This window comes from Nocardia noduli (genome assembly GCF_019038455.1).
GTDB classification, from domain to species: domain Bacteria; phylum Actinomycetota; class Actinomycetes; order Mycobacteriales; family Mycobacteriaceae; genus Nocardia; species Nocardia noduli.
This window is the reverse complement of the sequence record NZ_JAFMPL010000011.1, coordinates 1-24290: the sequence shown is the minus strand read 5'-3', so window position 1 is coordinate 24290 and position 24290 is coordinate 1. Positions and strand designations below refer to the sequence as shown.

Genomic DNA, 24290 nt, shown 5'->3' with positions numbered 1-24290 from the left:
GACCGCGCACACGACGACGGCGGCGCCGCGTACGGCGCAGTCGTGAGCAACACAACCTCGAGACGGCGCGCGGTTATTCCATGGGCGCTTCGGCGCGTCGACGGAGGGCGGGAATTTCGTGCCAACATGGCTGTATGTCGCCACCGAGCACCGTACTGGCCGATCCGGCACTGCGACCGAGCCCGAAGGCCAAACTCCTGTGGGCCCTCCAGGGGGCGGTGTTCTGGCTGATCGCGGTGGCGGCGGTGCTGATCTGGGCATTCTTCGACTCGGGCCATCGTGGCTGGCAGGGCGCGGCACTGGCGGTGGCGGTCGTCCTCGGGATCGTCAACGTGACGTTGGTGCCGTGGTGGCGCTACGCGGTGCACCGCTGGGAGGTGACCGACGAGGCGGTCTACACCAGGGTCGGCTGGCTGACCCAGGAGAGCCGGGTCGCGCCGATCTCGCGCGTGCAGACCGTCGACACCGAACGCGGACCGCTCGAGCGGCTGCTCGGTCTGGCCACGGTGACCGTGACCACCGCGTCCTCGGCCGGAGCGGTACGTATCGAGGCGCTCGATCTGCCGGTCGCGGAGGAGACGGTGACCTGGCTGACGCAGATCGCGGCGCTGCACCGCGGGGACGCGACGTGAGTGGACCGACCCACGACCCGGCCGCCCGCGCCTCCCCCGCCGACGCACCCGCCGTCCCCGATCAGGACAGTTGGTTGCGGCTGGACAGACGAATGCTGTTGGTCCATCCGGTCAACGAGGTGGCGAAATTCATTCCGGTGCTGGTCGGCACCCTGATCCTCGGCACGAGCAGCGGCAATCACGGCTGGAGTCTCATCCCGCTCGCCCTGATCATCGGTTTCGCCCTCACCCGCTGGTTCACCACCACCTATCGGATCGGCCCGACCCACGTCGAATTGCGCACCGGGCTGATCCAGCGCCGCAAACTGTCGGTGCCGCGCTCTCGAATCCGTTCCGTCGACATCGAATCCGATCTCCTGCATCGACTGCTCGGACTGTCGGTGGTGGTGATCGGCACCGGACAGCAGGCCGAGTCGGGCGAGAAGTTCCGACTCGATTCCCTCGACCGCGCGTTGGTGCCCGCCTTGCGCGCGACCCTGGTCGATCATCTGACCGCGAGCGCGAAACCCGCTGCCGAACAGACCGATTCGGAATCTCCCGACCGCATCGCGCCGGATGTCGAGCCGGTCACCGAACGAGAGATCGGGCATTGGCAGCCGAGGTGGGTCCGTTACGCGCCGCTGTCGCTGACCGGATTCGCGGTGATCGCCCCGATCGTCGGCGCGGCATTCCAGTACGGACTCGGCGATATCGTGTTCCGATCGGACGCGGCGCACTCGTTGGAGGAGGGCTCGTCCGCACTGGTCGTGCTCGCCGTCTTCGGCGGGGTGGGCGCCATCGTCGCACTGGTCAGCCTGGCCGCCTGCACCCGTTATCTCGCAACCTATTTCGGGCTCAGGGTGCTCGACAACGGCCGCACCCTGCACCTGCGCCACGGACTGTTCACCAAACGACAGATCACGCTGGATCTCGCCCGGTTCCGTGGCGCGACCGTCAACGAGCCACTGCTGCTGCGTTTGTCGGGCGCCGCCGAACTCGAGGCGATCATGGTCGGGGAGAACGCGCGTCAGAAGATCCTGCCGCAGGCGCCCCGCGCCGCCGTGGAACGCACCCTGGCCGAACTTCTCCTCTCCCGCGCCGCGATACCCGATACCCTGGACGCGATAACGACTGGCGCACAGGGTGATACGTCCGATCTGTCGACCCGCGCCTCCCCCGGTTCGCCGCGGACGAGCGCCCAGGGCAGCGTTCCTCTCGCGTCCCACGGCAACGTCGCGCGCCGCCGCCGCTATACCCGGGCACTCACCCCGACTCTCATCGCCGCCGCGATCCTGTTGCTGCTCACCGTCATCGGACTCGACCTATCACCGTGGCTGTGGCTGATTCCCGCCGTGACCGCTCCGTTCGCGATGGCTCTCGCCGAGGACCGCTACCGGGGGCTCGGCCACGCCGTCCTCCCCGCGACACCGTCGACTCCTGCCTGGCTGATCACCCGCGCCGGATCACTCGACCGGGACCGCGACTGCCTCGAAGGCCCCGGCATCATCGGCTGGACCGTCCGCCGCTCCTTCTGGCAGCGCCGATCGGGAGTCGCGACCGTCGTCGCGGCCACCGCGGCGGGAAAGAAGCGGTACCTGGTGGTCGACCTCCCACTGGACGAGGCGTGGGCCCTCATCGAGGCGATCACCCCCGGGCGTCTCGGCACCCGCCCGCCGCCGTCGGAGCCTTCTCGGCGTACGAACTGAATCCGGCGACCACTCACCAGTCCGGGCGGCCGATCGAGAGTTGATGCTGGAAGACATTGCCGGGATCCCATGTCGCCTTGACCCCGCGCAGCCGTTCGTAATTACCGCCGTAGTACAGGCCGTGCCACGGCACCCCGGAGGTGTTCCACTGCCGGTCGGCCATATCAGGATCGGGATAGTTGATGTAGCTGCCGCCGTTGGATTCGTTCGGCACCGGCGCGCCACCGGTCGCCGCGTAGACGTCGCGGAACATCTCACGGGCCCAGGCGATCTGACGATCGTCGTCGCCGGGAATACGCCACGCGGCATGGATGAGCAGCTTCATGAACGAATTCCGCGCCGAGACCGCGGTGGCGTCGGCGGCCACCGCATTGGTCGCACCGCCGAAAGGCATGAATTCCAGCTGGGATTCACCGAGGAAGCGGATATCGCTCATATAGCGGTAGAGAGTCCGCAACTGTTCGGCCGAGAACGACTTGCGCAGATACGCGGACTTCGCCTTGACCCGGAACCCGGGCATCCCCTTGGCGTAGTAGACGTTCGCGAGAGTGTCGGCGTAGGACGAGGTGGTCGGCGGCGGACCGACCAGCCCGGGGGTCACACCCGCCGATACCGCGGCGACGAACTCGTCGAACATCTTCGCGGCATCGGGCAGGTCGCCGTCGAGCAGGACGAGCACATCCGAACCCGCGATACCGGGTTTGATGTGCAGAGGCGCGTACAGACCGGTGAACGGGTCGCCCGGCGCACTGTGCTGTTCGAAGAACGCCAGGTAGTTGCCGACGAGGCGAACGAACGACTCCTCGGTCGCGAACGGCAGCGTCAGCCGCGTGTGCAACATGGTCCCCGGCGGTTTCGGCAGCGCGCGGGCCGGATCCACACCGTCCGACCCCGAGGAACGCAGCAGGTAACGCGTGGCCACACCGAAATTGCCGCCACCGCCGCCGGTATGCGCCCACCACAGATCCGCGTTCGGACCGTCCTCGGTCGCGACGACGACCGACGCCGCGCCACTCGAATCGACCGTGACGAGCTCGACCCCGTACAGGTGATCGGCCACCAGCCCGAGCCGCCGCGACAGCGGGCCGTAGCCGCCACCGCTCATATGCCCGCCCGCACCGACCCCTTTGCAGATCCCGGCGGGAAGCGTCACACCCCAGCCGCCGAGCAACCGCTCGTAGACCGCCCCCAGGTCGGCGCCCGCGTCCACCGAGAACGCGCGATGGGTCTCGTCCCACGACACCGTGTTCAACCGCTGGAGGTCGACGATCGCGCGCGTCCGGTCGTTGTCCACGAAATCCTCGAACCCGTGCCCACCCGACCGCACCGCGAGCGCGGAACCCTCTTTCACCGACCGCTCGACCGCGACCCGCACCTCCTCGGCATTGCCCGGCACGAATATCTGCTGCGGCCGCGCGGTGAAACGCCGGTTGTAGCCACGAGTGGTCAACGCCGCGTAATCCGCGTCGCCCGCCCGCACCATGCGCGGTTCCACCGCGTGCGCGACCGGCAGGCCCAGCGTGCTCACCGCGGCGCCGACCACTGGCGCGGCGAGGAAGCGGCGACGAGACAGCGGCATCTGTTCCCCCTGTTCGAAGTGTCTGTGTGGCGAACCAGACACTAGCTGTTCGTCGGTTACCGCGCGAAACATCCCCGCGAGGCTGCCATCCCGGCCAGGGGCCGGCGCTCCGGGCACGGGTAGACGGTCGCGCTATCCGGCGCATTGCGGTGTGGCTGATCGGTTGCCGGGTTCCGGCGACGTTGAATGGACGACGTGGTCGAGACCTCGAACGCGCGGACCAAGGAGCTGCCGATCGCCGATCGGCGGGTCCGTCGACATCAGCGGGGGGACAAGTATCGGCTGACGGCGGTCGGTGGTCTGGCGGCGCTGTCGCTGGACGCGCTGTCCAGCGTGGCCTACGGGCCAGAGGCGATCGTGCTGGTGCTCATCGCGGCGGGGACGGCCGCTGTCTCGCTGACCTTTCCGATCGCCTGCGCGATCACCGCGCTGCTGTTGGTTCTCGTGCTGTCGTATCGGCAGGTGATCGCGGTCCATCCCGACGGTGGCGGCGCGTACGCGGTGTCGAAGCGACAGCTCGGGCGGGGTGCGGCGCTGCTGGCGGCGGCGAGTCTGGTGGTCGACTACGTGCTCACCGTCGCGGTCAGTCTCAGCGCGGGCGCGGCCAGTCTCGCGAGCGCGTTCCCCGAACTCGCCGACAATCTGCTGCTGCTCACGCTGCTCGCCCTGGCGGTGCTGACGGTGGTCAATCTGATCGGGGTGGCCGAATCCGCGAAAGTGCTGATGGGTCCGGCGATCCTGTTCGTCGGGCTGATCGTCGCGGTGATCGTGGTCGGGCTGACCCGTTCGCATCCGGTCGCGGTGATCGGAACAGCGCACCGTCCCTTCGACCCCATCACGGCCATCGGAATCATCCTGGTGCTCAAGGCTTTCGCCGCGGGTTGCTCGGCACTGACCGGTGTCGAGGCCATCGCCAACGCCGTGCCGTCGTTCCGTACCCCTCGGGTGCGCCGCGCCCAGCACACCGAGGTCGCGCTGGGACTGCTGCTCGGCACCCTGCTGCTCGGGTTGTCGTGGCTGATCCGTAAGCACGGGGTCGTGCCGCGTGAGGACGTCACCGTGCTCGCGCAGTTGTCGGCGGCCGCGTTCGGCACCGGCTGGCTTTTCTATCTGACCAATCTCGCGGTCACGGCGGTGCTCGTGCTGGCCGCGAACACCAGTTTCGGCGGGCTGCCGATCCTGCTGTCACTGCTCGCCAAAGATCGGCGGATCCCCTCGCTGTTCGCGCTGCGCTCCGAACGCCCCGTGTTCCGCTACGGGGTCGGCGCGCTCGCGGCCGTCGCCGCACTCGTACTGATCGCGGTCGACGCCGAAACCCATCGATTGCTTCCGGTGTACGCGGTCGGGGTCTTCATCGGGTTCACGCTGTGTCAGACCGGTTTGGTGCGGCACTGGTGGCGGGACCGGGGATCGGGCTGGGTGTCGCGCGCCGCGCTCAACGGCTTCGGCGCGGTCCTCACCGCCGTCGCCGCGGTGGTGCTGCTCGCGGAGAAGTTCACCGAGGGCGCGTGGCTGCTGCTGATCATCATCCCGGCCCTGATCATCCTGTTCGCCAGGACCGAGGGGTACTACCGGGGGATCGCCGATCAACTACATCTCGGCGTCCTGCCCGCGCGGCCGAGGCAGGCGCCGGTCGCGCGGGAGATGGTGATCGTCCCGGTGGTCACGATGAGTGAGGTGACCGCGCGCGCTCTCCAGGCCGCGCTGCGGATGCGCGGCGAGATCGTCGCCGTCGCGGCGGCGATCGACCAGGAGTCGATCACCCGGCTCAGCGCGCAGTGGAAGCAGTGGGATCCCGGCATCCCACTGACCGTGCTGCCCTGTCCGCACCGCAGCCTCGTCGCGACCCTGGTGGGATACGTCCGCAAACAGACCGCCGCCGGTCACGAGGTCACCGTGCTGCTCGCCCAGGTCGAGCCGCGTCGCTGGTGGCACCGGCCGCTCCACAATCCCCGGGGACCGGTCCTGGCGGCCGCGCTGCGCGCCCGTACCGACGCGGTGGTCGCCACCCTGGCGGTGCGGGTCGACTGACCGGGCGGTTCAACTCGGGCGCGATGCCTGCGGACCGGTTCGGAGGTAGGTGTAGGCCAGCGGCGGGCCGAGTCCGCACAGGAGCAGGAGCAGCGTCGGCCAGTCGCTGATCAGCATGATGTCGCCACCGGGACCGCTGACCGAACACGCGAAGAAACCGACCGCCCAGGCGAGCACCGGGAGCAGCGCGATCCCCGGCCGGTCGGTGAGGGTGCGCATCGCCGCGACCAACGCGACGTTCAGCACAGCGGCCAACAGCGCCGTGATCGGGAAGGCGACCGCCCCTTCGGTCAGGACGCTCGCGAGACCCGCGGGCGCGGCGACGACCTCCGGTTCCGGAGCGGGCAGGCTGCCGCTACCGAGGTAGACCGGCAGGTAGAGCACCTCGAACACCAGGGTGAACAGGCCGCTGAGGACCAGCACCGTCATCAGCGCGACGGCCGGAATTCCCGCCGGGCGATTTCCAGCGGCGCCGGACGCTCCGGGCCGCTTGTCGACGGTGGCCGTCACGACACCGGCGGATAGCCGAGGAGCGACAGCAGGTGGCTCTGCATGTCGACGAACGTGTACAGCACCGACATGTACAGCTCGTGCTGCGCCGGCCAGTTCGGCTTCATGCTGTCCACGAACGCCACGATGGCGTCCTGGAGATGCCAGTTGTACATATGACGAGTCTATTCCGCTGGACATTCGCGGGTCGTGGCCCTCTTCCCACAGGCTCCGGCCCCTACCGCCATCGCAGCACTCCGGCTCCTGTCACAGCTCGGATCCACGGCTCCCGGATACCCGGATCTCAGTCGAGTCCCGCGAACAGGTCGTGTTCGCGGCCGTCCGATCCGGTCGGGCCGCGTTCGCCACGAACCAGGATGTAGTGCTCCTCGGGCAGGACCGGCTGCACGACATTGTTCGACAGGGCGAACTCTCGGCCGGAAGGGGCGACCGTCACCTGGGTCGCGTGGGCGCGCAGCGCGGCGCGTTTGGCGGCGAGCACGTCGGATACCTCGATGGTCGTCGTCACCGAATGGCCGGGCACACTGGCCAATTCGTCCACGGCGGGCAGCCGCCAGCCTTTCGGGAGCGCGCCGGGAAGTCCTTCGACCGTGCGGCGGGCGAGCACCTCGGTGTGCAGGCGGAGCATCTCGCCGTCGGTGACCGTCCAGTAGAACTTCGGTGTGTCCCAACCGCGTTCGGCCGCCGCGTGTACCGCGTCGGTCGTGATCCGGTGTGCGCGAACATGATCCGGATGACCGTAACCGCCGCGCGGGTCGTAGCCGATCACCACGTCGGGGCGCAGTTCCAGCACGATCTCGGTGAGCGCGTCGACGGCCTCGGCACCGGAATGGATGAAGGCCCTCGGGTTCTCGGCCGACGGGGTTCCGGCCATTCCGGAGTCACGCCACCGCCCGGCTCCGCCGAGGAAACGCGGGGGCGCGCAGTCCAACGCGGCCAGGGCCCTGGTCAATTCGAGGATCCGGTAGCCGCCGAGTTGGTCGGCCCGATCGGCCACCAGTCGCGCCCACTGATCCCCGATGACCTCGCCCTCCTCGCCGAGAGTGCAGGTCACCACGGTGACGGGTACCCCCAGACGACGGTAGTGGGCGATGGTGCCGCCGGTGGTGATGGATTCGTCGTCGGGATGGGCGTGGACCAGCAGCAGGCCGCCGGTCACGGAATCCGTCTCCACATCGCGGCGTCGCCGAAGATGCCGACCTGGATCGCACCGCTGAGCGACGCGCCGTCGACCCACGGGCCCGAGGCCGCGACGACGTTGTCCTGCACGATCGGCAGCACCGTCGCCAGATTCCACAGGCTGGGCTCGGCGTCGGCGAGCGTCCTGCCGACGTCGATACCGCGCAGCGCGCCGTCGATCCCCGGTTGCAGCGCGGGATCGCACACCCCGGACAGATTGCTCGGCGCGCGGCGCGCAGCTTCGACCGCGGCGCGCGCCTCGCTGTCGGTCACGGCCGGATCGGCGACGGGCGGACAGCCGTAGCGCGAGGCCAGCACGGTCGCGGGATCGCTGCCAGCGACCTCCCAGCCCACCAGCGCGTCGACACCGCTCTCGACGACTTCCTTACCGTAGAGCGCGTCGGCGGCGAGGCTACGGACACTGGCATCGATTCCGGCGCTGCGCAATTGGTCGGCGGCGGTATTGGCGACCGCGAGCGCGGTCGCGTCGTTGGTCACCGCGCCGATCCGGATGACCAGTTGTTTGCCGTTCTTCGCGACGGTCCTCGGCTTCGGCGCGGGCGAGGTCGGCGACGACGCTGTCGGCTGCTCGGGCGCGCGGGCATAACCCGCCTCGGCGAGCAGGGCGAACGCCTCTTCGGAGGTGGCGCGCGGGGGCGCGGTCGGGAGGTAACCGGGATCGGACGGTGTCAGGATCTGCGCCCTGACCGGCTCCACCCAGCCGCCGGTCTGCGCGCCGACGGTGGCGAGCAGCGCGGGATCGAGCAGCGCCACCACACCGCGCCGGACCCGGGGATCACCGAGATCCCCACTGCGCCCGTTCAAGACGAATTGCAGTTCGCGCGACTGCGGCATGATCGCGGTACGCACCGAGGGAATCGCCGCCAGTTGCGCCTGGGTGGCGACGCCGCCGTGCACGAGCGCCATCTGCGCGTCACCGGTGCGCAGTGATTCCGCGAGTTGCGCGGGAGTTCCGCCGCGGCGCAACAGGATCTGATCCGGCGCGGCGGGTGTTCCCCAGTACCGGTCGTTGCGTTCGAGCAGGATCTCGTCGCGTCCGCGATCCACCGATTTGATCGCGAAATTGCCGCCGGAGACCTGGCTCGGCTCCTCCAGTCCGTTGACGAATCCGCCGGGCGAATCCTTCAGCAGATGCGAGGGCAGCAGGTCGACGAACAGTTCGCGCCACGCCGGATACGGCTGATTCATGGTCACCGTGACGGTTTTGCCGCCGCCGGAGGAATTCACGTCATCGATCAGCCGGTAGCCCGCCGGATCGACCGCACCGGGCTGGGTGATCATCTGCTGCCACAGGTACCGGAAATCCTCGGCGGCGATCGGCGCCCCGTCGGACCAGTTGGCCTGATTGCGCAGCGTGTAGGTGATGGTGAACGGCTCCTGCGCGGTCACCTCGGCCGAGGTGACGAGCGCGGTGTCCGGCACCCACTCGGTGGCGCCGGGCACCGCGGGATTGGGCACCGGACGGAACGGGCTCGGCAGCACCATCGAGGCCACCGCGGCGTTGGCGGGCGACTGGTCGGCGCGCAGATGCGGATTGAATCCGATGCCGATGTCGTCGATCGCCACCACCACGGTGTGCTTGCCCGGTTTGGCCGGTGTCGTCTTCGGGCTGTCGGTGCTCTCGATCGGCGGCGGCGGATTCGCGGTGCAACCGGCCAGCACCGTGACCGAGACCGCCATCATCGACACCACTGCCAGCATGGTGCGCGTCGTCGCGCGTCGTCTTGCCCCCGAGCTCACGGAGCGCACTCTACCCAGCCTCGCCGTCGGCCGACCACCGGCCGACGTAACCCCGCCCGAAGCGCCGAGACCCGGCCGGACACGATCCGGCGGACCGGTCGCCATCGGCTCGCGGTCCGCCGGATCCGGCGTTCGTGTCGGCGCGGGCACGATCGTGCCCCGGTTGATCGCCGAACGTCGGCACTACAGTGCGGCCCGGTCCCGAGCCTTCCGCCTGGACAGTTCCCGGCCACGCTCGGTCGCACCGAGAATCACCTTGCGCACCCGGACGATCTCCGGGGTGACCTCGACACATTCGTCGCCCGCGCAGAATTCCATCGCGCTCTCGAGATCGAGTTGCAACGGCTTGGCGAGGGTTTCGAACACGTCGGCGGTGGAGCTGCGCATATTGGTCAGCTTCTTCTCGCGGGTGACGTTGATGTCGAGATCCTCCGCACGCGGGTTGATCCCGACAACCTGACCCTCGTAGGTGTCGGCGCCCGGCTCGACGAAGAACTGGCCGCGATCGGAGAGCTGGATCATGGCGAACGGCGTCACGCTGCCCGCGCGGTCGGAGACCAGCGAACCGGTGTGCCTGGCCCGGATCTCACCGGCCCACGGGGCGTACCCGTGGAAGACGGCGTTGGCGATGCCGGTGCCCCTGGTCTCGGTGAGGAAGTCGGTACGGAAACCGATCAGTCCGCGCGAGGGGACGATGAACTCCATGCGCACCCATCCGGCGGCGTGGTTGTTCATCTGGACCATCTTGCCCTTGCGGGCGGCCAGCAGCTGGGTGATCGGGCCGAGGTACTCGTCGGGGCTGTCGATGGTCAGCTCTTCGAAGGGCTCGTGGATCTTGCCGTCGACCTGCTTGGTGACCACCTGCGGCTTGCCGACGGTCAGCTCGAAGCCCTCGCGGCGCATCTGCTCGACCAGGATGGCCAGCGCCAGCTCACCGCGGCCCTGCACCTCCCAGGCGTCGGGGCGACCGATATCGAGCACCCGCAGCGAGACGTTGCCGACCAGTTCCGCGTCCAGACGCGATTTCACCATCCGGGCCGTCAGCTTGTGTCCCTGCACCCGGCCGACGAGCGGCGAGGTGTTGGTGCCGATGGTGACCGAGATCGCGGGCTCGTCGACCATGATGCGAGGCAGCGCGACCGGGTTCTCGACGTCGGCCAGGGTGTCGCCGATCATGATGTCGGAGATGCCCGCGATGGCGACGATGTCACCGGCGACGGCGAGTTCGCCCGGCTGACGCTCCACACCGATGGTCTGGAGCAGTTCGGTGATCTTGACCTGCTTGACGCCGTCGGCGTGCATCCACGCCACGTTCTGCCCCTTGCGCAGTTCACCGCTGTAGATGCGGACCAGCGCGAGGCGGCCGAGGAATGCCGAGGCGTCGAGGTTGGTGACGTGCGCCTGCAACGGAGCCGCCGGATCGCCCTTGGGCGCCGGGATGTACTCCATCAGCACGTCGAACAGCGCGTCGAGGTTCTCGGCGCTGGGGGCGTTGCCGTTCTCCGGCTGTTCCCGCGACGCCTTGCCCTCGCGCCCGGAGGCGTAGAGCACCGGCAGATCGAGGGCCAGTTCGGCGGCCTCGGCGGCGGCGTCGTCCAGATCGGAGGCCAGATCGAGGAGCAGATCGTGGCTCTCCTCGACGACCTCCGCGATCCGGGCGTCGGGCCGGTCGGTCTTGTTGACGACCAGGATCACCGGCAACGACGCGGCAAGTGCCTTGCGCAGCACGAATCGGGTCTGCGGAAGTGGCCCCTCGGACGCGTCGACCAGCAGCACCACGCCGTCGACCATCGAGAGGCCGCGTTCGACCTCGCCACCGAAGTCGGCGTGCCCCGGAGTGTCGATGACGTTGATCACAGTCACCGATCCGTCCGGGTTGTGCCGGTGCACGGCGGTGTTCTTGGCGAGAATGGTGATGCCCTTCTCGCGCTCCAGATCACCGGAATCCATCACCCTGTCGACCAGTTCGGCACGTTCGGCGAACGCGCCCGACTGACGAAGCATGGCGTCGACCAACGTCGTCTTACCGTGGTCGACGTGGGCCACGATGGCGACGTTGCGAAAATCGCGTGACGACACGCCTCAATCCTCCTGCTGTTGGGTATAGGTTCGGGCCGACCCCTGCAAACAGGTGGAGAATCGAAACTCACCGGGCATTGCGGCCAGGTTTACACCTTACCGCCCGGGGCACCACCCCTGATCCCCCGGCACTCTAGTAAGGGTATGCTAACCATCGTGGGCAAGGTCAAAGCAAACAAGGTTTCCTCGTTGAAACCCAAGAAGAAGTGCTGTCGCAAGAAGACGCGCTGCGTGAAATGCCCTGTGGTCATTATGCGTATGAAGAAGGCCGAGGCCGCGGGCTGCTGTGGCAAGGATCTCAAGAAGGCACTCAAACAAGCGCGCGCGGCCTGACCGGCGAACTCGCGGCACACCTGTCGTCGCGCGCCGACACGCCCGCATCGGCGAACGCGAGATTCACGACTATCCGGACACCGATCGCGCATCCACGCGTGGGATCGCGATGAAACCGCGCGAGGCGGGGTAGAACCGGATCATGAGCACCGAACTGCTGACCGAATCCGAGATCGCCGAAGCCGTCGCCACGCTCCCCGACTGGACCCGCACCGGATCGACGCTGACCCGCACCCTGGAGGCGGGCTCGTTCCTGTCCGGTATCGAACTGGTGGGCGCCGTCGCCGAGGTCGCCGAGGCGGCCGACCATCATCCCGATATCGATATCCGCTGGCGCAAGATCACCTTCGCGCTGTCCACCCACTCCGCGGGCGGACTCACGAGACTGGACGTATCGCTGGCTCACGAGATCGATCGACTGGCTCCGCGATTCTCCTGAGCAGCCGACCCGAGCGGATCACCCACCCGTAGAAGACCAGCACCCCGAGCACATCGACCGCGCCGAGCCAGGACAGCACGCCGGGACGGGAGATCTCCCAGATCGTTGGCTGGAAGAACGACAGCACCCACGGCACGCCGACCAGCATCGTCACCAGCCAGTAGCCGGCGAGTACGCGGGCGCCCGGCGCGTGCCGCAGCGGTCCGTAGACCAGCCACAGGACCGTCGGCAGCAGCCACACCCAGTGGTGCGACCACGAGATCGGCGACACCATCAGCCCGAACAACTGGACGATCACCAGGGTGCCGAGCCGGTCGTCGGAATCGAGTGCGCGCCAGGCGAAGTACGCGAGTACGGCCACCACGAGCGCGGAGGCGATCCACCACGGCCCCGATTCGACGTCGTGGCCGAGTATGCGACTCAGCGTCCCGCGAATCGACTGGTTCCACACCGAGCCGACCGGCCCGATCCGGTCGGCGTCGCCGAGCAGCGTGCCGAAGTACCGCGTCGCCTCGTGATTGTTGATCAGATAGCTGACCCCGACCGTCGCACCGAACACCGCCGCCGACCACACCACCGTGGCCCAGCGCCGACGCGCCACGAAATACAGACCGGTGATCGCCGGTGTCAGCTTGATACCGGCGATGATCCCGACCAACCCGCCCGACAACCACCACCGTGAACTCCGCACCGCGACCATGGCGCCGAGTACGAGAAAGACGTTGACCTGGCCGTAGTCGATCGTGGTCCGCACCGGTTCGAGCCAGAGGCCGACGGCGGTCCAGCCGATGGCGGCCACCCGCCACCCCGGCGCACGCAGCCGTTCCCGGCCGAGAACGAGTTCGAGGCTGATCCACACCACCCCGTACAGCGCCGCGACCGTCGCGAGCAGCCAGCCGATGGCGACCGCGGTGAACGGCAGATAGTGCAGCGGGAAGAAGACCAGCGCCGCGAAGGGCGGATAGGTGAAGGGCAGCGGGAAGTCCGGCGTCTTCTCCGCGTAGGTGTAGTCGTAGAGCCGATCGGTCAGCAGATCGGCCGAACCGCCGACGTAGACGTGCAGATCGACGAGATTCATCCCGTTGTCCGACAGCAGCATCCACAGCAGCCGAGCCAGCACCGACAGAGCGAGCGCGAGCACGGCCAGCCGTAGGGGTGCGGCGGCCGGACGGCTGTCCGTCCGAGCGCTCTCTCGGTTCACATCGCATGCTTTCGACGTCGGTGCGAGCCGTCTTCTTCGACCCGTCGGAAAAATGTTCGGTGTGTTCGGCGACAAGTGCCGAAGGCTGCGACTACATTAACCGGAGCCCCGATCCACCCGATCGGACGTACGAATCCGAGACGTCGTCGGATTTCGGTTCGGTCTCGCTCACGGCGTCCCGTGCACCGCCTCTCGGTGGTTGAATACTCGCAGGTAACATTTGCATCACCTTTCCGACCAGTAACACCGGCGAGGGGCTACGTTCCGATAACACTGTTCGTCCACGCACCTGTCGGACATCGCAGCTGTACAACTCGGTGGCGTTGTCCCTAGAGTGACCCCGAAACGATGGCTTTTTGCATCGCTCCAGATGTACCCGAAGGTAAGGACGGCTAGACCAGTGCTTCGCACCCGAGGAACGCGGATTGCATTGTCCGCTCTCGCCCTGGCGGCGAGTGCTTCGCTTGCCGCGCCGACCGCTTTGGCGGCGCCCGCGCCCGCGCCCGCCGCGGTCCCGAACAACATCCCCATGGTTCCCGAGGGTGTTCCGGTAGACGCGCTGGCCGCGCTTACCCCCGCGATCGTCGGCTCGATCGCAGGGCCCGCCGATATCGCGGACGGCCCGCAGTCAGCCATTCTCGCCCAGGCGCGTGCGCTGCTGGCGACCCTGAACCTGCCGCCGCAGATCAAGTCGACCCTGGAACGGATCATCACGTTCCTGGACGGCAGCGGCGGCGGCGGTCCCGAGGTCCCCCAGGACGGGCCGGTCATCGCCCAGTTCCTGTACCCGACCATCGGCAAGGGGTGCATCAGCGCCTCCGCCGATTCGGTGGGCACCGCACTCGCCGTCCCCGGCCCGGCGCAGCTGCCGCCGCCCGGACCCGCGGCCGGACAGACCGGATTCGTCTTCACCGCGCTCGGCACCAAGGCGCCGACCGTCGCGCAGAATCCGCCGATGACGGTGCAGTGGCTCAACCTCGACACCCGTCAGAGCGGTGTTCAGGCGCTGACCGACGAGGCCAAGATCAACCCGGACGGCCCCGCCACCCTGTCGGCGATCGCCAACACCGGTTCGGGTCGTATCGTCGCGGTCGTCGGCGGCTCGCTGACCACCAAGGCCGAGGACGCGGAGCCGCGCACCTGCTCGTTCCTCCCGACGCTGGGATTCTTCACCGTCTGATCCCTCTTCGAACCGAACCGCCTGCCACCGTCATCCGGTGGCAGGCGGTTCTTCGTTGCCACGCCGACGACACGCACGCCGATCCGGGCGAAGGCGTGTACCGGCCCGGGCGCTGTGGTAGACCGAAGTCATGGCGACTGTCGATGGAACCGTTCGTCCCGACCGTTCGATGCGAAGCAGGCGATCTCGCCGATCGATACTGTCCATCCGCTCGGAGGGTTCCATCCTGTCCATCGGTTCCGCGTATTCGATCCTGTCGATCGGCAGTGTCGGGTCGATTCTGTCGATCGGATCGGTCGGATCCTTCGGTTCGGCGATATCCTCCGGCTCGTTCGGCAGCCTGGGGTCGGCCTTCTCCGGTCTGTCCCGGTGGTCGTTGTTCTCGTGGCAGGGCGATCACGACGCGCCGGATTCACGCCCGAATCTGCGAGTCGTTCCCGACGACGAACCCGATCTGCGGATTACTCCGGTCTCGCACTGCCAGACGTGAGCACGGAACGCGCCGCCGCTACCACTGACCATATTCGGGCCGAAGCACCGCGTTGAGGTCGACGCCGATACCGTCCACCGCGCGTTTGTCGATCTCGAATTGATGCAGATGCGCGGCCGCGTGGACGAAACCCTTCGGCGTTCCCCAGTTGTGCTGCCAATACCAGGAACCGAGACCGGCGATACGGGCCAGGTCGATGGTCGGCGAATTCGCGTAGATACCGACGTTCTCCTTGCCGAGTACCGATTCCCAGCCGAGTAGATAGGGCGCGATCATCGTGGCGAAGTCGACCGCGGACGGATTGTCGTCGATCGAGGCGTAGATGGGCCGATCGTCCGGGCCGCCTGCCGCGCGATGCAGTTCCAGACCACGGGCGGCATGACGTTTGCCCGCTTCGAGTCCGCCGCGCCAGTCCGCGGTCGCGCCCTTGCCGTACTGGTAATTGGAGACGATGGTCAGACCGGCCTCGTGCAGCGCGTCGACTTCGGCGGCGCGCAGCGGTTTGCCCGTCATCCATTCCGCGCCGGGGCGGCGATCGGAGACGTAGCGGATGACGCCGACGTGGCCCGCGGCGCGGATCGCCTCGGCGTCGGGCACACCGCCCGCGTAATCGATGAGGGTGCCGAGTTCACCCGCGGCGGTGGCGGTGGGTGCGGTGATGCCGACCACGGCCGCGGCGGCGGTCAGGGCGAAAAGTTCACGGCGGGACAGGTCCAACGAACGCATCGCAGACTCCTTCGCGCTCCCCCCGAACGACGACATCGGACGGTCTCAGAAGCAGCAGGAAGCAGCGTGCCCGGCGCACCTTCCCCAAGGTAGATCGCGCGCCGGGAGCCTCGAACGTGTACTAATTTCACCACATTCACATTGGAACCGCCAGACCCATCGGAAACACTCATCACACTCGCCACAGGCGTCACGATCAGGCGATGGTGTCGATCCGCGCGGCCACATCGATGGTTCGCTGGGAGCTGTCGTCCAACTCGGTCCGCACGACCCGCGCGACCTGGGCGACGATCTGTTTCTTGATGCCCGCGAGTGCACCGAGGGTGGCCGCGCGCATGCCCTGCGCCTTGAACTCCATCCGGATATCGTCCGGATCGGGCGGCGTCACATCGATCACCAGGCGTAGCGGGTCCGCGGCACGCGCGGTCAGGACCAGCGGGACCTCGACATCGACGCGGTAGTGGTTGGCCTTGAGCACGTCGACGGTGATGTCCAGACTCACCGGCAACATCAGATCGAATCGGACCGGCTCGTGCTCGGGATCCTCGACCGGGCGCGCGGTCAGCTTGGGGACCCTGATCGCGCCGCGGACGGTGACCGTGGCCTTCCGGCCCGGACCCGTACGGAACGGACCGACATCGATCGCGCGCCCCGCCATCCGCTCGACCACATCGAAGACCCGGTCGCGGGTGACGACGTGGTGGAAGAAGTTCGTACCGAACCTGCCGTAATCGATCCAGTCGAATTCGGCCCGCTCACGATGTTCGGAGCGGGTGCCCCCGACCAGCGCCTCGATATCGAACACCCGGCCGCGCCGGGCCTGCGGTTCGTCGAGCATGGCGTTCACCCGGTTGGCGACCTCGCGCTGCACCATGCCCGCGATGGGATCGAGTAACCATTCCCCCACCGAGTCCAGGGCCTGCGCGCGCAGCACGAAACTGACGTCGCGGGCGCTGATCGGCGGGATATCGATGACGACGAGCACCGGATCGGCGGTGCGCGCGTGCAGTGTCAGATCGATTTCGACCACGGCCGTCAAACGCAGTCTGCGTCCGCCGAGCAGCACTTTCACCGCGAGCGAGAGCGGGACGGTGAGTTCGAAGACGACGTGCGGGTCGTGCCGGAACAGCACCGGCTCGCCGACTTTGCCCTCGGCCACGAATCCGGCGAGACCGGCGGGGCCGATCGAGAAGGGGCCGATCGTCATACCTCGGCCCGCGATTCCCGATACCGCCGCGACGATCCGCTCCTCGGTCACCGCGTGGGTGACGAAGCGCTCGCCGAATTCGGCGTAATCGATCCAGATCGGATCACCGCTCGTTTCGTCGGACTGCTGCGTCATCGGCTGCATGTGTTCCGGAACCCTTACCTGTGGACGGGACATCGGACACGCTACGCGAGCCGGAATTCCCATCGACGCGGTCGGGTTTGCGCCCGTCCGGTGCGAATACCGACGAGAGACCAGCTCACGAGGTGGAGCCCCGCCATGTTGATGAGGGGGAAACACAGCGGGGCTCCGGGTGACAGCGCTGCCGGGCGCTGACTACTCCATGGTAAGTCCTCGAGGCGGACTCACCGAACCCGCCCGCGCCGACCATTTCGGCTGAGCGGCAATGACTCTCACAGTCGTCCGAATCCGACCACCCCCGCCACCCCGGCGAGGGCGAACCGATGGATCCTCACCTCGCCGAACTCGTTGCCGCCGATGGTGGTGACGAGCCCGTTCTCGACCTCGAGAACGATATTGGTGTGCTGGGTGAACGGACTGCCGTCGCCGTATAACAGCACGTCACCGGTGCGCGGCCGATAATCGGCGGCGATCGGGGTGAAGCGGCCCGCGTTCTGGTAGTACTCCTGGAGGGTGTAGACACCGGGGATCCGCCACGATCCCGAATGCGGATTCTCCAGCGTCACGCCCGCCTCCCGCATGACCCAACTCACAAAATCGGCGCACCACGGTTCGTCCACGCCCTCGGAATATTTGGTGCCGTCACCGGGATCGGCGAATTCGCGCTCGACGACCGCGACCAGCCGTGCCTGCGCCGGATCGAGGGCGGCGCGATCGATGGCCGGGAATTCGGCCGGGCTCTCCCCCACGACGGCCGCCCTCGGGTTGTGCGACTGCCACCAGCGCACCCCGAGCGCCGCACCGGCCGCGAGCGCGACCGCCAAAATCCCCACGGTGATCCACAGACCCGCGCGCGTCCTCGTCGATTGTCCTTGCGACATACTCCCCCGCCGTCACGGCCGACCCTCGGCCTCATGAATTGGACGAACGAGCGGGCCGTACGGTTCCCCATCCCCGGTCGCGAACCGACCGGGGTTCAGCCGCGCGGGTCGCGACCCAGGTAGCGCAGCAGTTCCTCGACCGGGCCGTCACCGGGTTCGCCGTCGAGCACCGCCGAATACGCGCCCCACTGCCGCAGCGGCTCGACGATCTCCATGTCCGGGCTACCGCCGGGGCCGGGGTTGACGGTGCGCGCGGCGGTGAGCAGGTGGGTGGCGAGTTCATCGGTCAGCGGGGAGGGGCCGCCGGTCGCGACGGCGATATCCCAGGCGTGAACGGCGGCGTCGAGGGCGCACAGCACGGCGGCGACGGCGGTCGGCAGCTCGCCGTGCGGCAGCGGAGTGGGAACGGTCGGGGTTTCGTCGGTGACGGTGGACCAGGCCAGAGCGGTCGGCTCGATGGCGGCGCGGACGAGTGCAAGCGGTGCGTCGGCGAGTTCACCGGACGGGTCGAACGGGTCGTAGGCCGGGCCGACGCCGAAACCGAGGGACGCCGCGTAGGCGAGCTGATCGCCCGCCGCGTGCTGAACCACCTGGGTGACGGTCCACTCGGAGCAGGGAGTCGGCGATTGCCACTGATCGTCGCCGACGCCTGCGACCGCGTCTTCGAGCGCGCGATAGGACTCGGCGAGGACGGTGCGCCAGACGGTGTTCAGGGAGGCGGTGTTCTGGGAGGCGGCGGTGGTGTTCATGTCGGCCCTTTCGGTCGGGTTGTTCTCGGTGCTGACATGAGCGTATGACCCTATTAGGCTTGTTTCTTTCCTAATAGGAACGGGGATGAATGTGGCGCGGACCACATCGCGAGTGCTGCGTCTGCTTGGACTGTTGCAGGACCGCGCGCACACCGGGCGCGAACTCGCCGAACGGCTCGGCGTCACCGATCGCACCCTGCGCAACGACATCCGGCGACTGCGCGAACTCGGCTACCCGGTGCACGCCACGCGCGGCGCCGTCGGCGGATACCGCCTCGGCCGCGGCACGACGATGCCGCCGCTGCTACTCGACGACGACGAGGCCGTCGCGGTCGCGGTCGCCATCGGACTCGCGGAGGACGGTTCGACCGGACTGACCGATATCACCGATCACGCGGGCCGCGCGCTGGCCAAACTGGAGCAGATCCTGCCGAAACGACTCCAGCGCAAGGTCACCGCACTCGGCACCGCGACCGATATCGGCCCCGCGACGACGGGTTCGCGCGAACCCGACGCACCGGTGCCCGCCACGCTGCTCACCACCCTCGCGAGCGCCGTCAGGGACGGCGCGACGGTGCTGGTCGACATCGAGGACACCGAGACCGGTTCCGACGCCGCCGAGATCGAGCCGTATCGGTTGATCAACTGGCAGCGCCGCTGGTACCTGGTCGCCTATTCGCTGCGAACCCACAGCTGGCGCGCGATTCCCGTCGCCAGGATCTCGCGGGCGACGCCGGGGGAACGCCGCTTCGCCGCACGCGCGCTGCCGGGGGAAGATCCGGTGGCGTTCGTGATGCGCGATATCGCCAGCACCGGATGGAAGGTGCACGCGCGGGTGACGGTCCTGGCCCCGGCGGAGACGGTGATCGCGCGGATCAATCCGGCCGTCGGGGTGGTGGAACCGGTGGACGACCGCAGTTGCGCACTGCTCACCGGCGCGGACGCGCTGGAAACCATCGCCATCTACCTGAGCATGCTGATGATGGACTTCCGCGTGGACGGACCGCCCGAACTCGTCGAGCACCTGCGTACCCTGGCGCGGCGCTACACCGAAGCGGTGGCCGACGTCCCCGGGTGACGCCGTCGGATCAGATCGCGACCTTCTCGATCTTGCGGCCCATCGGAATGCAGGCCGTCAGCACGACGGCCAGGATCGCGGCGGACATGGCGATGAAGAAGGTGGTGTGGAATCCCTCGCGCGAGGGCAGGGAGTGGCCCGCGTACACGAAGGTCATATGGGCGAGCACCACACTCATCACCGCGGCGGAGGTGGAGGTGCCGATCGAGCGCATGAGCGAGTTCAGGCCGTTGGCCGCCGCGGTCTCGGTGATCGGCACCGCGCCCATGATCAGCGCGGGCATCGCCGCGTAGGCGAGTCCGACACCGCCGGAGACGATCACCGACGCGAGCATGATCTGCCAGACGCCGTTCATCATGACCACCGCGGACAGGTATCCGGCCGCGATCACCCCGGCGCCGAGCATCAGGGTCACCTTGGGCCCGCGCGCCGCGGTCAACCGCGCCGATACCGGTGAGAGCAGCATCATCACCAGACCGGCGGGTGCGAGGACAAGACCGGCGTTGACCATCGTCAGCCCGAATCCGTAGCCGGTGCCCTCGGGGGCCATCAGCAGCTGCGGGAAGCTCAGCGACATGGCGTAGAGCGAGAAGCCGACCCCGATGGACGCGAGGTTGGTGAAAAGCACCCGGGGCCGGGCCGATACCCGCAGGTCGACCAGTGGCGCGCGCTGACGAAGTTCGAAATAGCCCCAGCCGAGGAAGACCAGGAGCGAGATCGCGAACAGCCCCAGGATCGAGGGGCTGGCCCAACCCCAGTCCGCCCCCTTGGTGATCGCGATGAGCAGGCACAGCAGCGCGATCGACAGCCCGACGGCACCGCCGAAATCGAAACGCGACGGCGTGCGCACCGGCGATTCCGGCACCAGGACGAAGACCAGGATCGCGCACACGACACCGAGTCCGGCCGCGGTCCAGAACAGCACGTGCCAGTCCGCGTTCTGCCCGATGAACGCCGCGGCGGGCAGGCCGACCGCGCCGCCGACGCCGAGCGTCGCACTCATGATCGCCATCGCCGACCCCACCCGCTCGGCGGGCAGTTCGTCGCGCATGATGCTGATCCCGAGCGGAATCGCGCCGATCGCCGCGCCCTGCAAGGCCCGGCCGATGATCTCCGGCACCAGCGACGAGAAGGCCCCGCAGATCACCGAACCCGCGATCATCATGAGCAGGTTCGCCAGCAGCACCCGGCGTTTGCCGAACATATCGCCGAGCCTGCCGCTGATCGGGGTGAACACCGCACCCGCGAGCAGCGCCGCGGTGATGACCCAGGAGGCATCGGCGGCGGAGGCGTTCAGCAGCGACGGCAGCAACGGGATGATCGGGATGACCAGCGTCTGCATGAGCGAGACGACGATGCCGACCGTGCCGAGCGTCGCGATCAGTACCGCGGGTGACGGCCGCCGCTGATCGTCGGCGCTGGGGACGGTCGCGGACGCGTCGGCGGTGATGGACATGTATGTGTACGGTACACACAATATGTATGGTGCACAATTTGCTTTGCCGACATCGGACCGACATAGTGGTGCAATGTCAGACCAGGCCCGCGTCGACAGCACGGCGCTGCGGCGGCTCGTCTTCGAACTGACGCTGCTCTCCCGGCACTACCCCGCTTCCATGTTGCGCCGTCCCGGATTCCAGCTCGACCGTTCCGCCTACGTCATCCTGACCCGGCTCGAACTCGACGCCCCGCTGAGCCTTCGCGAGTTGTCAGACGCGCTCCAGCTGGACATCTCGACCATCAACCGACAGATCGCCGCCATGCTCAAACAGGATCTGGTGGAACGCGAATCGGATCCGGACGGCGGTATCGCACGCAAGATCCGCGCCAGCGACAAGGGATTGCGAGCGCTGAACGACGATCGCTCCCGCAGCTACGAGGGCATCGGCAATGTCGTCGCCGACTGGGCGGAGCCCGACGTGGCCCAATTGAGTTCGCTGATCACACGTTTCAACCAGTCCATCGAGGCGCTCGAGCACAACCGGTGGCCGCGGCCACTCGAGGAGAACTAACCGAACCGTCTTCGATCACGGCCGGGCGAAATGCGCGGTCGTAGGTTTGAAGAGCGAATTTCGAGGCACTACCGGGACAAGAGGCTCGTAGAAGGAGAACCCCGTGTCTTCCGGAATCCTGGTAGTTGTCATCGTCGTCGTGGTCGTGCTGGTCGGTGCGGCCGTGCTGGTGCCCCCGTATCTACGCAGGAAGCGTCTGCGCGACAAATTCGGCCCGGAATACGAGCGCGCGGTGGAAGAGACCGAAGATCGCCGCGCCGCCGAACGCGAACTGGCGCAACGGGAACGCAGGCACGACGAACTCGAACTGCGTGACCTGACGCCCGAACGCAAGGAAGAGTTCACCGCCGAATGGGCGAGCGTGCAGGAACGGTTCGTCGACGAGCCCGCCGACGCCGTCGGCGCGGCCGACAAGCTGGTCACGAATGTGATGGCCGAACGCGGGTACCCGACCGAAGGTTTCGACCAGCAGGTCGCCGACCTTTCCGTGGAACACGCGGCGACTCTGGACCACTACCGCGCCGCCCACGCCATCGCGATCGAACATGCCGACGGCAAGGCGAGCACCGAGGACCTTCGCACCGCCCTCGTGCACTACCGCGCCCTGTTCCTCGATCTGACGAACGGCAGCCACACCACGCACAAGAAGGACACAGTGTCATGAGCACCGAATACGACCGCAACCGCACCGGTTCGCTCACCGAGGACCCGGCCGATATCGACAACACCGACAACACGCACGGGCATTCCGGTGCCGCCGACAGTTTCGATCCCGGCGAGCACGAGGTGATCGACGCCGAGGTCATCGACGCCGAGACCAGGGATACCGAGACCGGACGGACGCCGTCCTCGGTCGACGACGACGGGCAGGTCTTCGTCGCCGGGAGCGGATCGAGCGCGGACGACGGGGAAACCGGACGTCTGTCGGCCGATGACGAATACGGCACCGGCAGCGGCGTCGGGACGCACGAGGAGAACGCGGCGAAATCCGAGGCGGATCTCCCCGAGCCCGACCGCGCGGCAGCCGACGCGGATGCCGCGCACACCGCCGACACCGAACGTGACCTGATCGCCACCGACGAGCCCGAACCGGGCGTCGACACCGTCGAGGAGAGCGCCGAATCCGAGCCGGTCGTGCGACAGCAGAGCCCGGCTCCCGACGACGACGCCGTGGTCCCGCTGTTCGACGAGCAGTCCCTGGAGCAGTTGCGGGGACGGTGGCGCGACCTCCAGGGCACCTTCGTCGATGATCCCCGTGACGCCGTGTCCCGCGCCGACGACCTCGTCGCCGAGCTGATCCACGAACTCACCAGTACCTACGCCGAACGCAAGGAGATCATCGCGGACCGGTGGTCCGACGACCCGGACACCGAATCACTGCGGCACGCGCTGCGCAGCTACCGCGCGTTCTTCAATCAGCTCCTTTCGCCCACTTCCTGACCTGGACCGCACCACCGAACCGCCCGAGCGCGACGAGCACGGCCGCGCTCGGGCGGTTCGGCGTGCCGTCCCGGCACACCGCGCTCTCGCGTCGCCGCCCCGCGCCACATAGGCTTGCGCCGTGAATTCCGGGCGGACAGTGGTCGACGGGCGTTTCGAGTTGCTCGAGCCGCTCGGTAGCGGTGGCATGGGAACGGTGTGGCGGGCCTACGATCTGGCCTTGCACCGTGAGGTCGCGCTGAAGGAGGTCCGTCCGCTCGAACCGGAGGGGCAGGGCGGGGCACCCGGCGTGCAGCGCGAGCGGGTGCTGCGCGAGGCGCGGGCGCTGGCCCGGATCGGCCACCCGAATGTGGTGGCCGTGCACCATATCGTCGACTCCCCGCCCCCGGCGCACCCGTGGATCGTGATGGAACTGGTGCGGGGCCGCACCCTCTCCGATCTGTTCGCCCAGGGGCCGATTCCGCCGGACCGGGCCGCGCAGATCGGGCGCGGGATCCTGGCGGGTCTGCGCGCCGCCCACCAGGTGGGTGTGCTGCACCGCGATATCAAACCCGCGAATGTGCTGTTGCGCGAGGACGGTTCGCCCGTACTCACCGACTTCGGCATCGCCGCGCTGCACGACGCCACCGGATTGACCGGCACCGGCAATCTCGTCGGTTCACTGGAATTCATCGCCCCGGAACGTCTCGGCGGGCAGGAGGGCAACCCGGCGTCGGATCTGTGGTCGCTCGGCATCGTGCTGTTCCTGGCGGTCGAGGGGTACCACCCCATGCGGCGCGACACCACCGTCGCCACCCTCGCCGCCGTCCTCCAGGGCACGGTCCCCGTCCCCCATCGCGCGGGTCCGCTGACCCCGGTGCTCCAGGCGATCCTGGTGGCCGATCCGAATCACCGGCCGTCGGCCGAGCAGGTCGATCACCTGCTCACCCAGGTGCTCACCGCACCCCACTCCTTCGT

24 protein-coding genes are annotated in these 24290 nt (G+C 68.0%); 12 read left to right on the top strand and 12 right to left on the bottom strand.

Annotation, left to right across the window (positions count from 1 at the left end; translation table 11 throughout):
- Nucleotides 1-134: 134 nt before the first annotated feature.
- Nucleotides 135-632 carry a PH domain-containing protein gene (locus JZ792_RS09305; RefSeq protein WP_216908920.1) on the top strand — a complete coding sequence of 166 codons (498 nt, stop codon included), beginning with the start codon at nt 135-137 and terminating at the stop codon, nt 630-632.
- Between the two features lie 92 nt (nt 633-724).
- A complete protein-coding gene (locus JZ792_RS09300; protein WP_216909108.1) occupies nt 725-2317 on the top strand; it encodes a PH domain-containing protein in 1593 nt (530 codons plus the stop codon).
- Between the two features lie 13 nt (nt 2318-2330).
- Here the strand turns inward: JZ792_RS09300 and JZ792_RS09295 are convergent, their stop codons facing one another.
- Nucleotides 2331-3896: an FAD-binding oxidoreductase gene (locus JZ792_RS09295; protein WP_216908918.1), complete on the bottom strand. Its 1566-nt coding sequence runs from the start codon at nt 3894-3896 to the stop codon at nt 2331-2333.
- A 195-nt stretch (nt 3897-4091) separates the two neighbouring features.
- Between JZ792_RS09295 and JZ792_RS09290 the strand changes: the two genes are divergently transcribed.
- Nucleotides 4092-5927, top strand: a complete 1836-nt coding sequence (locus JZ792_RS09290) for an APC family permease (protein ID WP_308165222.1) — start codon at nt 4092-4094, stop codon at nt 5925-5927.
- Nucleotides 5928-5936: 9 nt separating this feature from the next.
- On the opposite strand, the gene JZ792_RS09285 is transcribed toward JZ792_RS09290, so the two are convergent.
- The 5 genes from JZ792_RS09285 to typA all read right to left on the bottom strand — a co-directional run bounded on the left by JZ792_RS09285 (nt 5937) and on the right by typA (nt 11456).
- A complete protein-coding gene (locus tag JZ792_RS09285; protein ID WP_216908914.1) occupies nt 5937-6437 on the bottom strand; it encodes a hypothetical protein in 501 nt (166 codons plus the stop codon).
- The gene (locus JZ792_RS09280; RefSeq protein WP_198654518.1) at nt 6434-6592 is read right to left on the bottom strand and encodes a hypothetical protein; all 159 of its coding nucleotides are present in this window, start codon (nt 6590-6592) and stop codon (nt 6434-6436) included. The genes JZ792_RS09285 and JZ792_RS09280 overlap by 4 nt, the downstream gene beginning before the upstream one ends.
- 128 nt (nt 6593-6720) lie before the next feature.
- Nucleotides 6721-7596: an N-acetyl-1-D-myo-inositol-2-amino-2-deoxy-alpha-D-glucopyranoside deacetylase gene (gene mshB, locus JZ792_RS09275; RefSeq protein WP_308165221.1), complete on the bottom strand. Its 876-nt coding sequence runs from the start codon at nt 7594-7596 to the stop codon at nt 6721-6723.
- Nucleotides 7593-9338: an ABC transporter family substrate-binding protein gene (locus JZ792_RS09270; RefSeq protein WP_216909106.1), complete on the bottom strand. Its 1746-nt coding sequence runs from the start codon at nt 9336-9338 to the stop codon at nt 7593-7595. Before JZ792_RS09270 ends, mshB begins: the two co-directional genes overlap by 4 nt.
- A gap of 222 nt (nt 9339-9560) precedes the next feature.
- Entirely contained in the window at nt 9561-11456 is a 1896-nt protein-coding gene (typA, locus tag JZ792_RS09265) for a translational GTPase TypA (protein ID WP_216908902.1), read from the bottom strand.
- A 156-nt stretch (nt 11457-11612) separates the two neighbouring features.
- On the opposite strand from typA, the gene JZ792_RS09260 reads away from it, so the two are divergent.
- Both JZ792_RS09260 and JZ792_RS09255 read left to right on the top strand, forming a co-directional pair.
- Nucleotides 11613-11789, top strand: coding sequence for a hypothetical protein (locus JZ792_RS09260; RefSeq protein ID WP_216908892.1), 177 nt, complete (start codon nt 11613-11615; stop codon nt 11787-11789).
- A gap of 142 nt (nt 11790-11931) precedes the next feature.
- Entirely contained in the window at nt 11932-12228 is a 297-nt protein-coding gene (locus JZ792_RS09255; protein WP_216908890.1) for a 4a-hydroxytetrahydrobiopterin dehydratase, read from the top strand.
- Here the strand turns inward: JZ792_RS09255 and JZ792_RS09250 are convergent.
- A complete protein-coding gene (locus JZ792_RS09250) occupies nt 12167-13429 on the bottom strand; it encodes a mannosyltransferase (protein WP_308165220.1) in 1263 nt (420 codons plus the stop codon). The genes JZ792_RS09255 and JZ792_RS09250 overlap by 62 nt on opposite strands.
- 400 nt (nt 13430-13829) lie before the next feature.
- Between JZ792_RS09250 and JZ792_RS09245 the strand changes: the two genes are divergently transcribed.
- Together JZ792_RS09245 and JZ792_RS09240 are read left to right on the top strand one after the other, a co-directional pair.
- Nucleotides 13830-14609: an Rv1157c family protein gene (locus JZ792_RS09245; protein WP_216908888.1), complete on the top strand. Its 780-nt coding sequence runs from the start codon at nt 13830-13832 to the stop codon at nt 14607-14609.
- Between the two features lie 130 nt (nt 14610-14739).
- Complete coding sequence (locus JZ792_RS09240) at nt 14740-15099, top strand: hypothetical protein (RefSeq protein ID WP_216908886.1); 360 nt, start codon at nt 14740-14742, stop codon at nt 15097-15099.
- 18 nt (nt 15100-15117) lie between these two features.
- Here JZ792_RS09240 and JZ792_RS09235 read toward each other — a convergent pair whose 3' ends face one another.
- From JZ792_RS09235 to JZ792_RS09220, 4 genes are all read right to left on the bottom strand, one after another.
- Nucleotides 15118-15825 (bottom strand): DUF1906 domain-containing protein, encoded by a 708-nt coding sequence (locus JZ792_RS09235; RefSeq protein WP_216908884.1) that lies wholly within the window; start codon nt 15823-15825, stop codon nt 15118-15120.
- 196 nt (nt 15826-16021) lie between these two features.
- Complete coding sequence (locus tag JZ792_RS09230; protein WP_254189558.1) at nt 16022-17167, bottom strand: hypothetical protein; 1146 nt, start codon at nt 17165-17167, stop codon at nt 16022-16024.
- 278 nt (nt 17168-17445) lie between these two features.
- Nucleotides 17446-18054, bottom strand: a complete 609-nt coding sequence (locus JZ792_RS09225; RefSeq protein ID WP_216908880.1) for a CHAP domain-containing protein — start codon at nt 18052-18054, stop codon at nt 17446-17448.
- A 95-nt stretch (nt 18055-18149) separates the two neighbouring features.
- Nucleotides 18150-18803, bottom strand: coding sequence for a TIGR03086 family metal-binding protein (locus JZ792_RS09220; RefSeq protein ID WP_216908878.1), 654 nt, complete (start codon nt 18801-18803; stop codon nt 18150-18152).
- A gap of 85 nt (nt 18804-18888) precedes the next feature.
- On the opposite strand from JZ792_RS09220, the gene JZ792_RS09215 reads away from it, so the two are divergent.
- Entirely contained in the window at nt 18889-19881 is a 993-nt protein-coding gene (locus tag JZ792_RS09215) for a helix-turn-helix transcriptional regulator (protein WP_216908876.1), read from the top strand.
- Nucleotides 19882-19891: 10 nt separating this feature from the next.
- Here the strand turns inward: JZ792_RS09215 and JZ792_RS09210 are convergent, their stop codons facing one another.
- Nucleotides 19892-21337: an MFS transporter gene (locus JZ792_RS09210; protein WP_216908866.1), complete on the bottom strand. Its 1446-nt coding sequence runs from the start codon at nt 21335-21337 to the stop codon at nt 19892-19894.
- 73 nt (nt 21338-21410) lie between these two features.
- Here JZ792_RS09210 and JZ792_RS09205 point away from each other — a divergent pair, with 73 nt between their 5' ends.
- The 4 genes from JZ792_RS09205 to JZ792_RS09190 all read left to right on the top strand — a co-directional run.
- On the top strand, nt 21411-21893 hold the full coding sequence (locus JZ792_RS09205; protein WP_216908864.1) for a MarR family winged helix-turn-helix transcriptional regulator: 483 nt from the start codon (nt 21411-21413) through the stop codon (nt 21891-21893).
- Between the two features lie 103 nt (nt 21894-21996).
- A complete protein-coding gene (locus JZ792_RS09200) occupies nt 21997-22557 on the top strand; it encodes a hypothetical protein (RefSeq protein WP_308165218.1) in 561 nt (186 codons plus the stop codon).
- Nucleotides 22554-23333, top strand: coding sequence for a hypothetical protein (locus tag JZ792_RS09195; protein ID WP_216908862.1), 780 nt, complete (start codon nt 22554-22556; stop codon nt 23331-23333). The genes JZ792_RS09200 and JZ792_RS09195 overlap by 4 nt, the downstream gene beginning before the upstream one ends.
- 121 nt (nt 23334-23454) lie before the next feature.
- A partial coding sequence (locus JZ792_RS09190) for a serine/threonine-protein kinase (RefSeq protein ID WP_216908860.1) occupies nt 23455-24290 on the top strand: 836 nt, incomplete at its 3' end.

Coding starts and splice junctions, on each gene's coding strand:
- JZ792_RS09305 (WP_216908920.1), top strand. CDS start 135: ATGTCGCCACCGAGCACCGTACTGGCCGATCCGGCACTGCGACCGAGC.
- JZ792_RS09300 (WP_216909108.1), top strand. CDS start 725: ATGCTGTTGGTCCATCCGGTCAACGAGGTGGCGAAATTCATTCCGGTG.
- JZ792_RS09295 (WP_216908918.1), bottom strand. CDS start 3,896: ATGCCGCTGTCTCGTCGCCGCTTCCTCGCCGCGCCAGTGGTCGGCGCC.
- JZ792_RS09280 (WP_198654518.1), bottom strand. CDS start 6,592: ATGTACAACTGGCATCTCCAGGACGCCATCGTGGCGTTCGTGGACAGC.
- JZ792_RS09270 (WP_216909106.1), bottom strand. CDS start 9,338: ATGCTGGCAGTGGTGTCGATGATGGCGGTCTCGGTCACGGTGCTGGCC.
- JZ792_RS09255 (WP_216908890.1), top strand. CDS start 11,932: ATGAGCACCGAACTGCTGACCGAATCCGAGATCGCCGAAGCCGTCGCC.
- JZ792_RS09240 (WP_216908886.1), top strand. CDS start 14,740: ATGGCGACTGTCGATGGAACCGTTCGTCCCGACCGTTCGATGCGAAGC.
- JZ792_RS09235 (WP_216908884.1), bottom strand. CDS start 15,825: ATGCGTTCGTTGGACCTGTCCCGCCGTGAACTTTTCGCCCTGACCGCC.
- JZ792_RS09230 (WP_254189558.1), bottom strand. CDS start 17,167: ATGACGCAGCAGTCCGACGAAACGAGCGGTGATCCGATCTGGATCGAT.
- JZ792_RS09225 (WP_216908880.1), bottom strand. CDS start 18,054: ATGTCGCAAGGACAATCGACGAGGACGCGCGCGGGTCTGTGGATCACC.
- JZ792_RS09220 (WP_216908878.1), bottom strand. CDS start 18,803: ATGAACACCACCGCCGCCTCCCAGAACACCGCCTCCCTGAACACCGTC.
- JZ792_RS09215 (WP_216908876.1), top strand. CDS start 18,889: ATGAATGTGGCGCGGACCACATCGCGAGTGCTGCGTCTGCTTGGACTG.
- JZ792_RS09210 (WP_216908866.1), bottom strand. CDS start 21,337: ATGTCCATCACCGCCGACGCGTCCGCGACCGTCCCCAGCGCCGACGAT.
- JZ792_RS09205 (WP_216908864.1), top strand. CDS start 21,411: ATGTCAGACCAGGCCCGCGTCGACAGCACGGCGCTGCGGCGGCTCGTC.
- JZ792_RS09195 (WP_216908862.1), top strand. CDS start 22,554: ATGAGCACCGAATACGACCGCAACCGCACCGGTTCGCTCACCGAGGAC.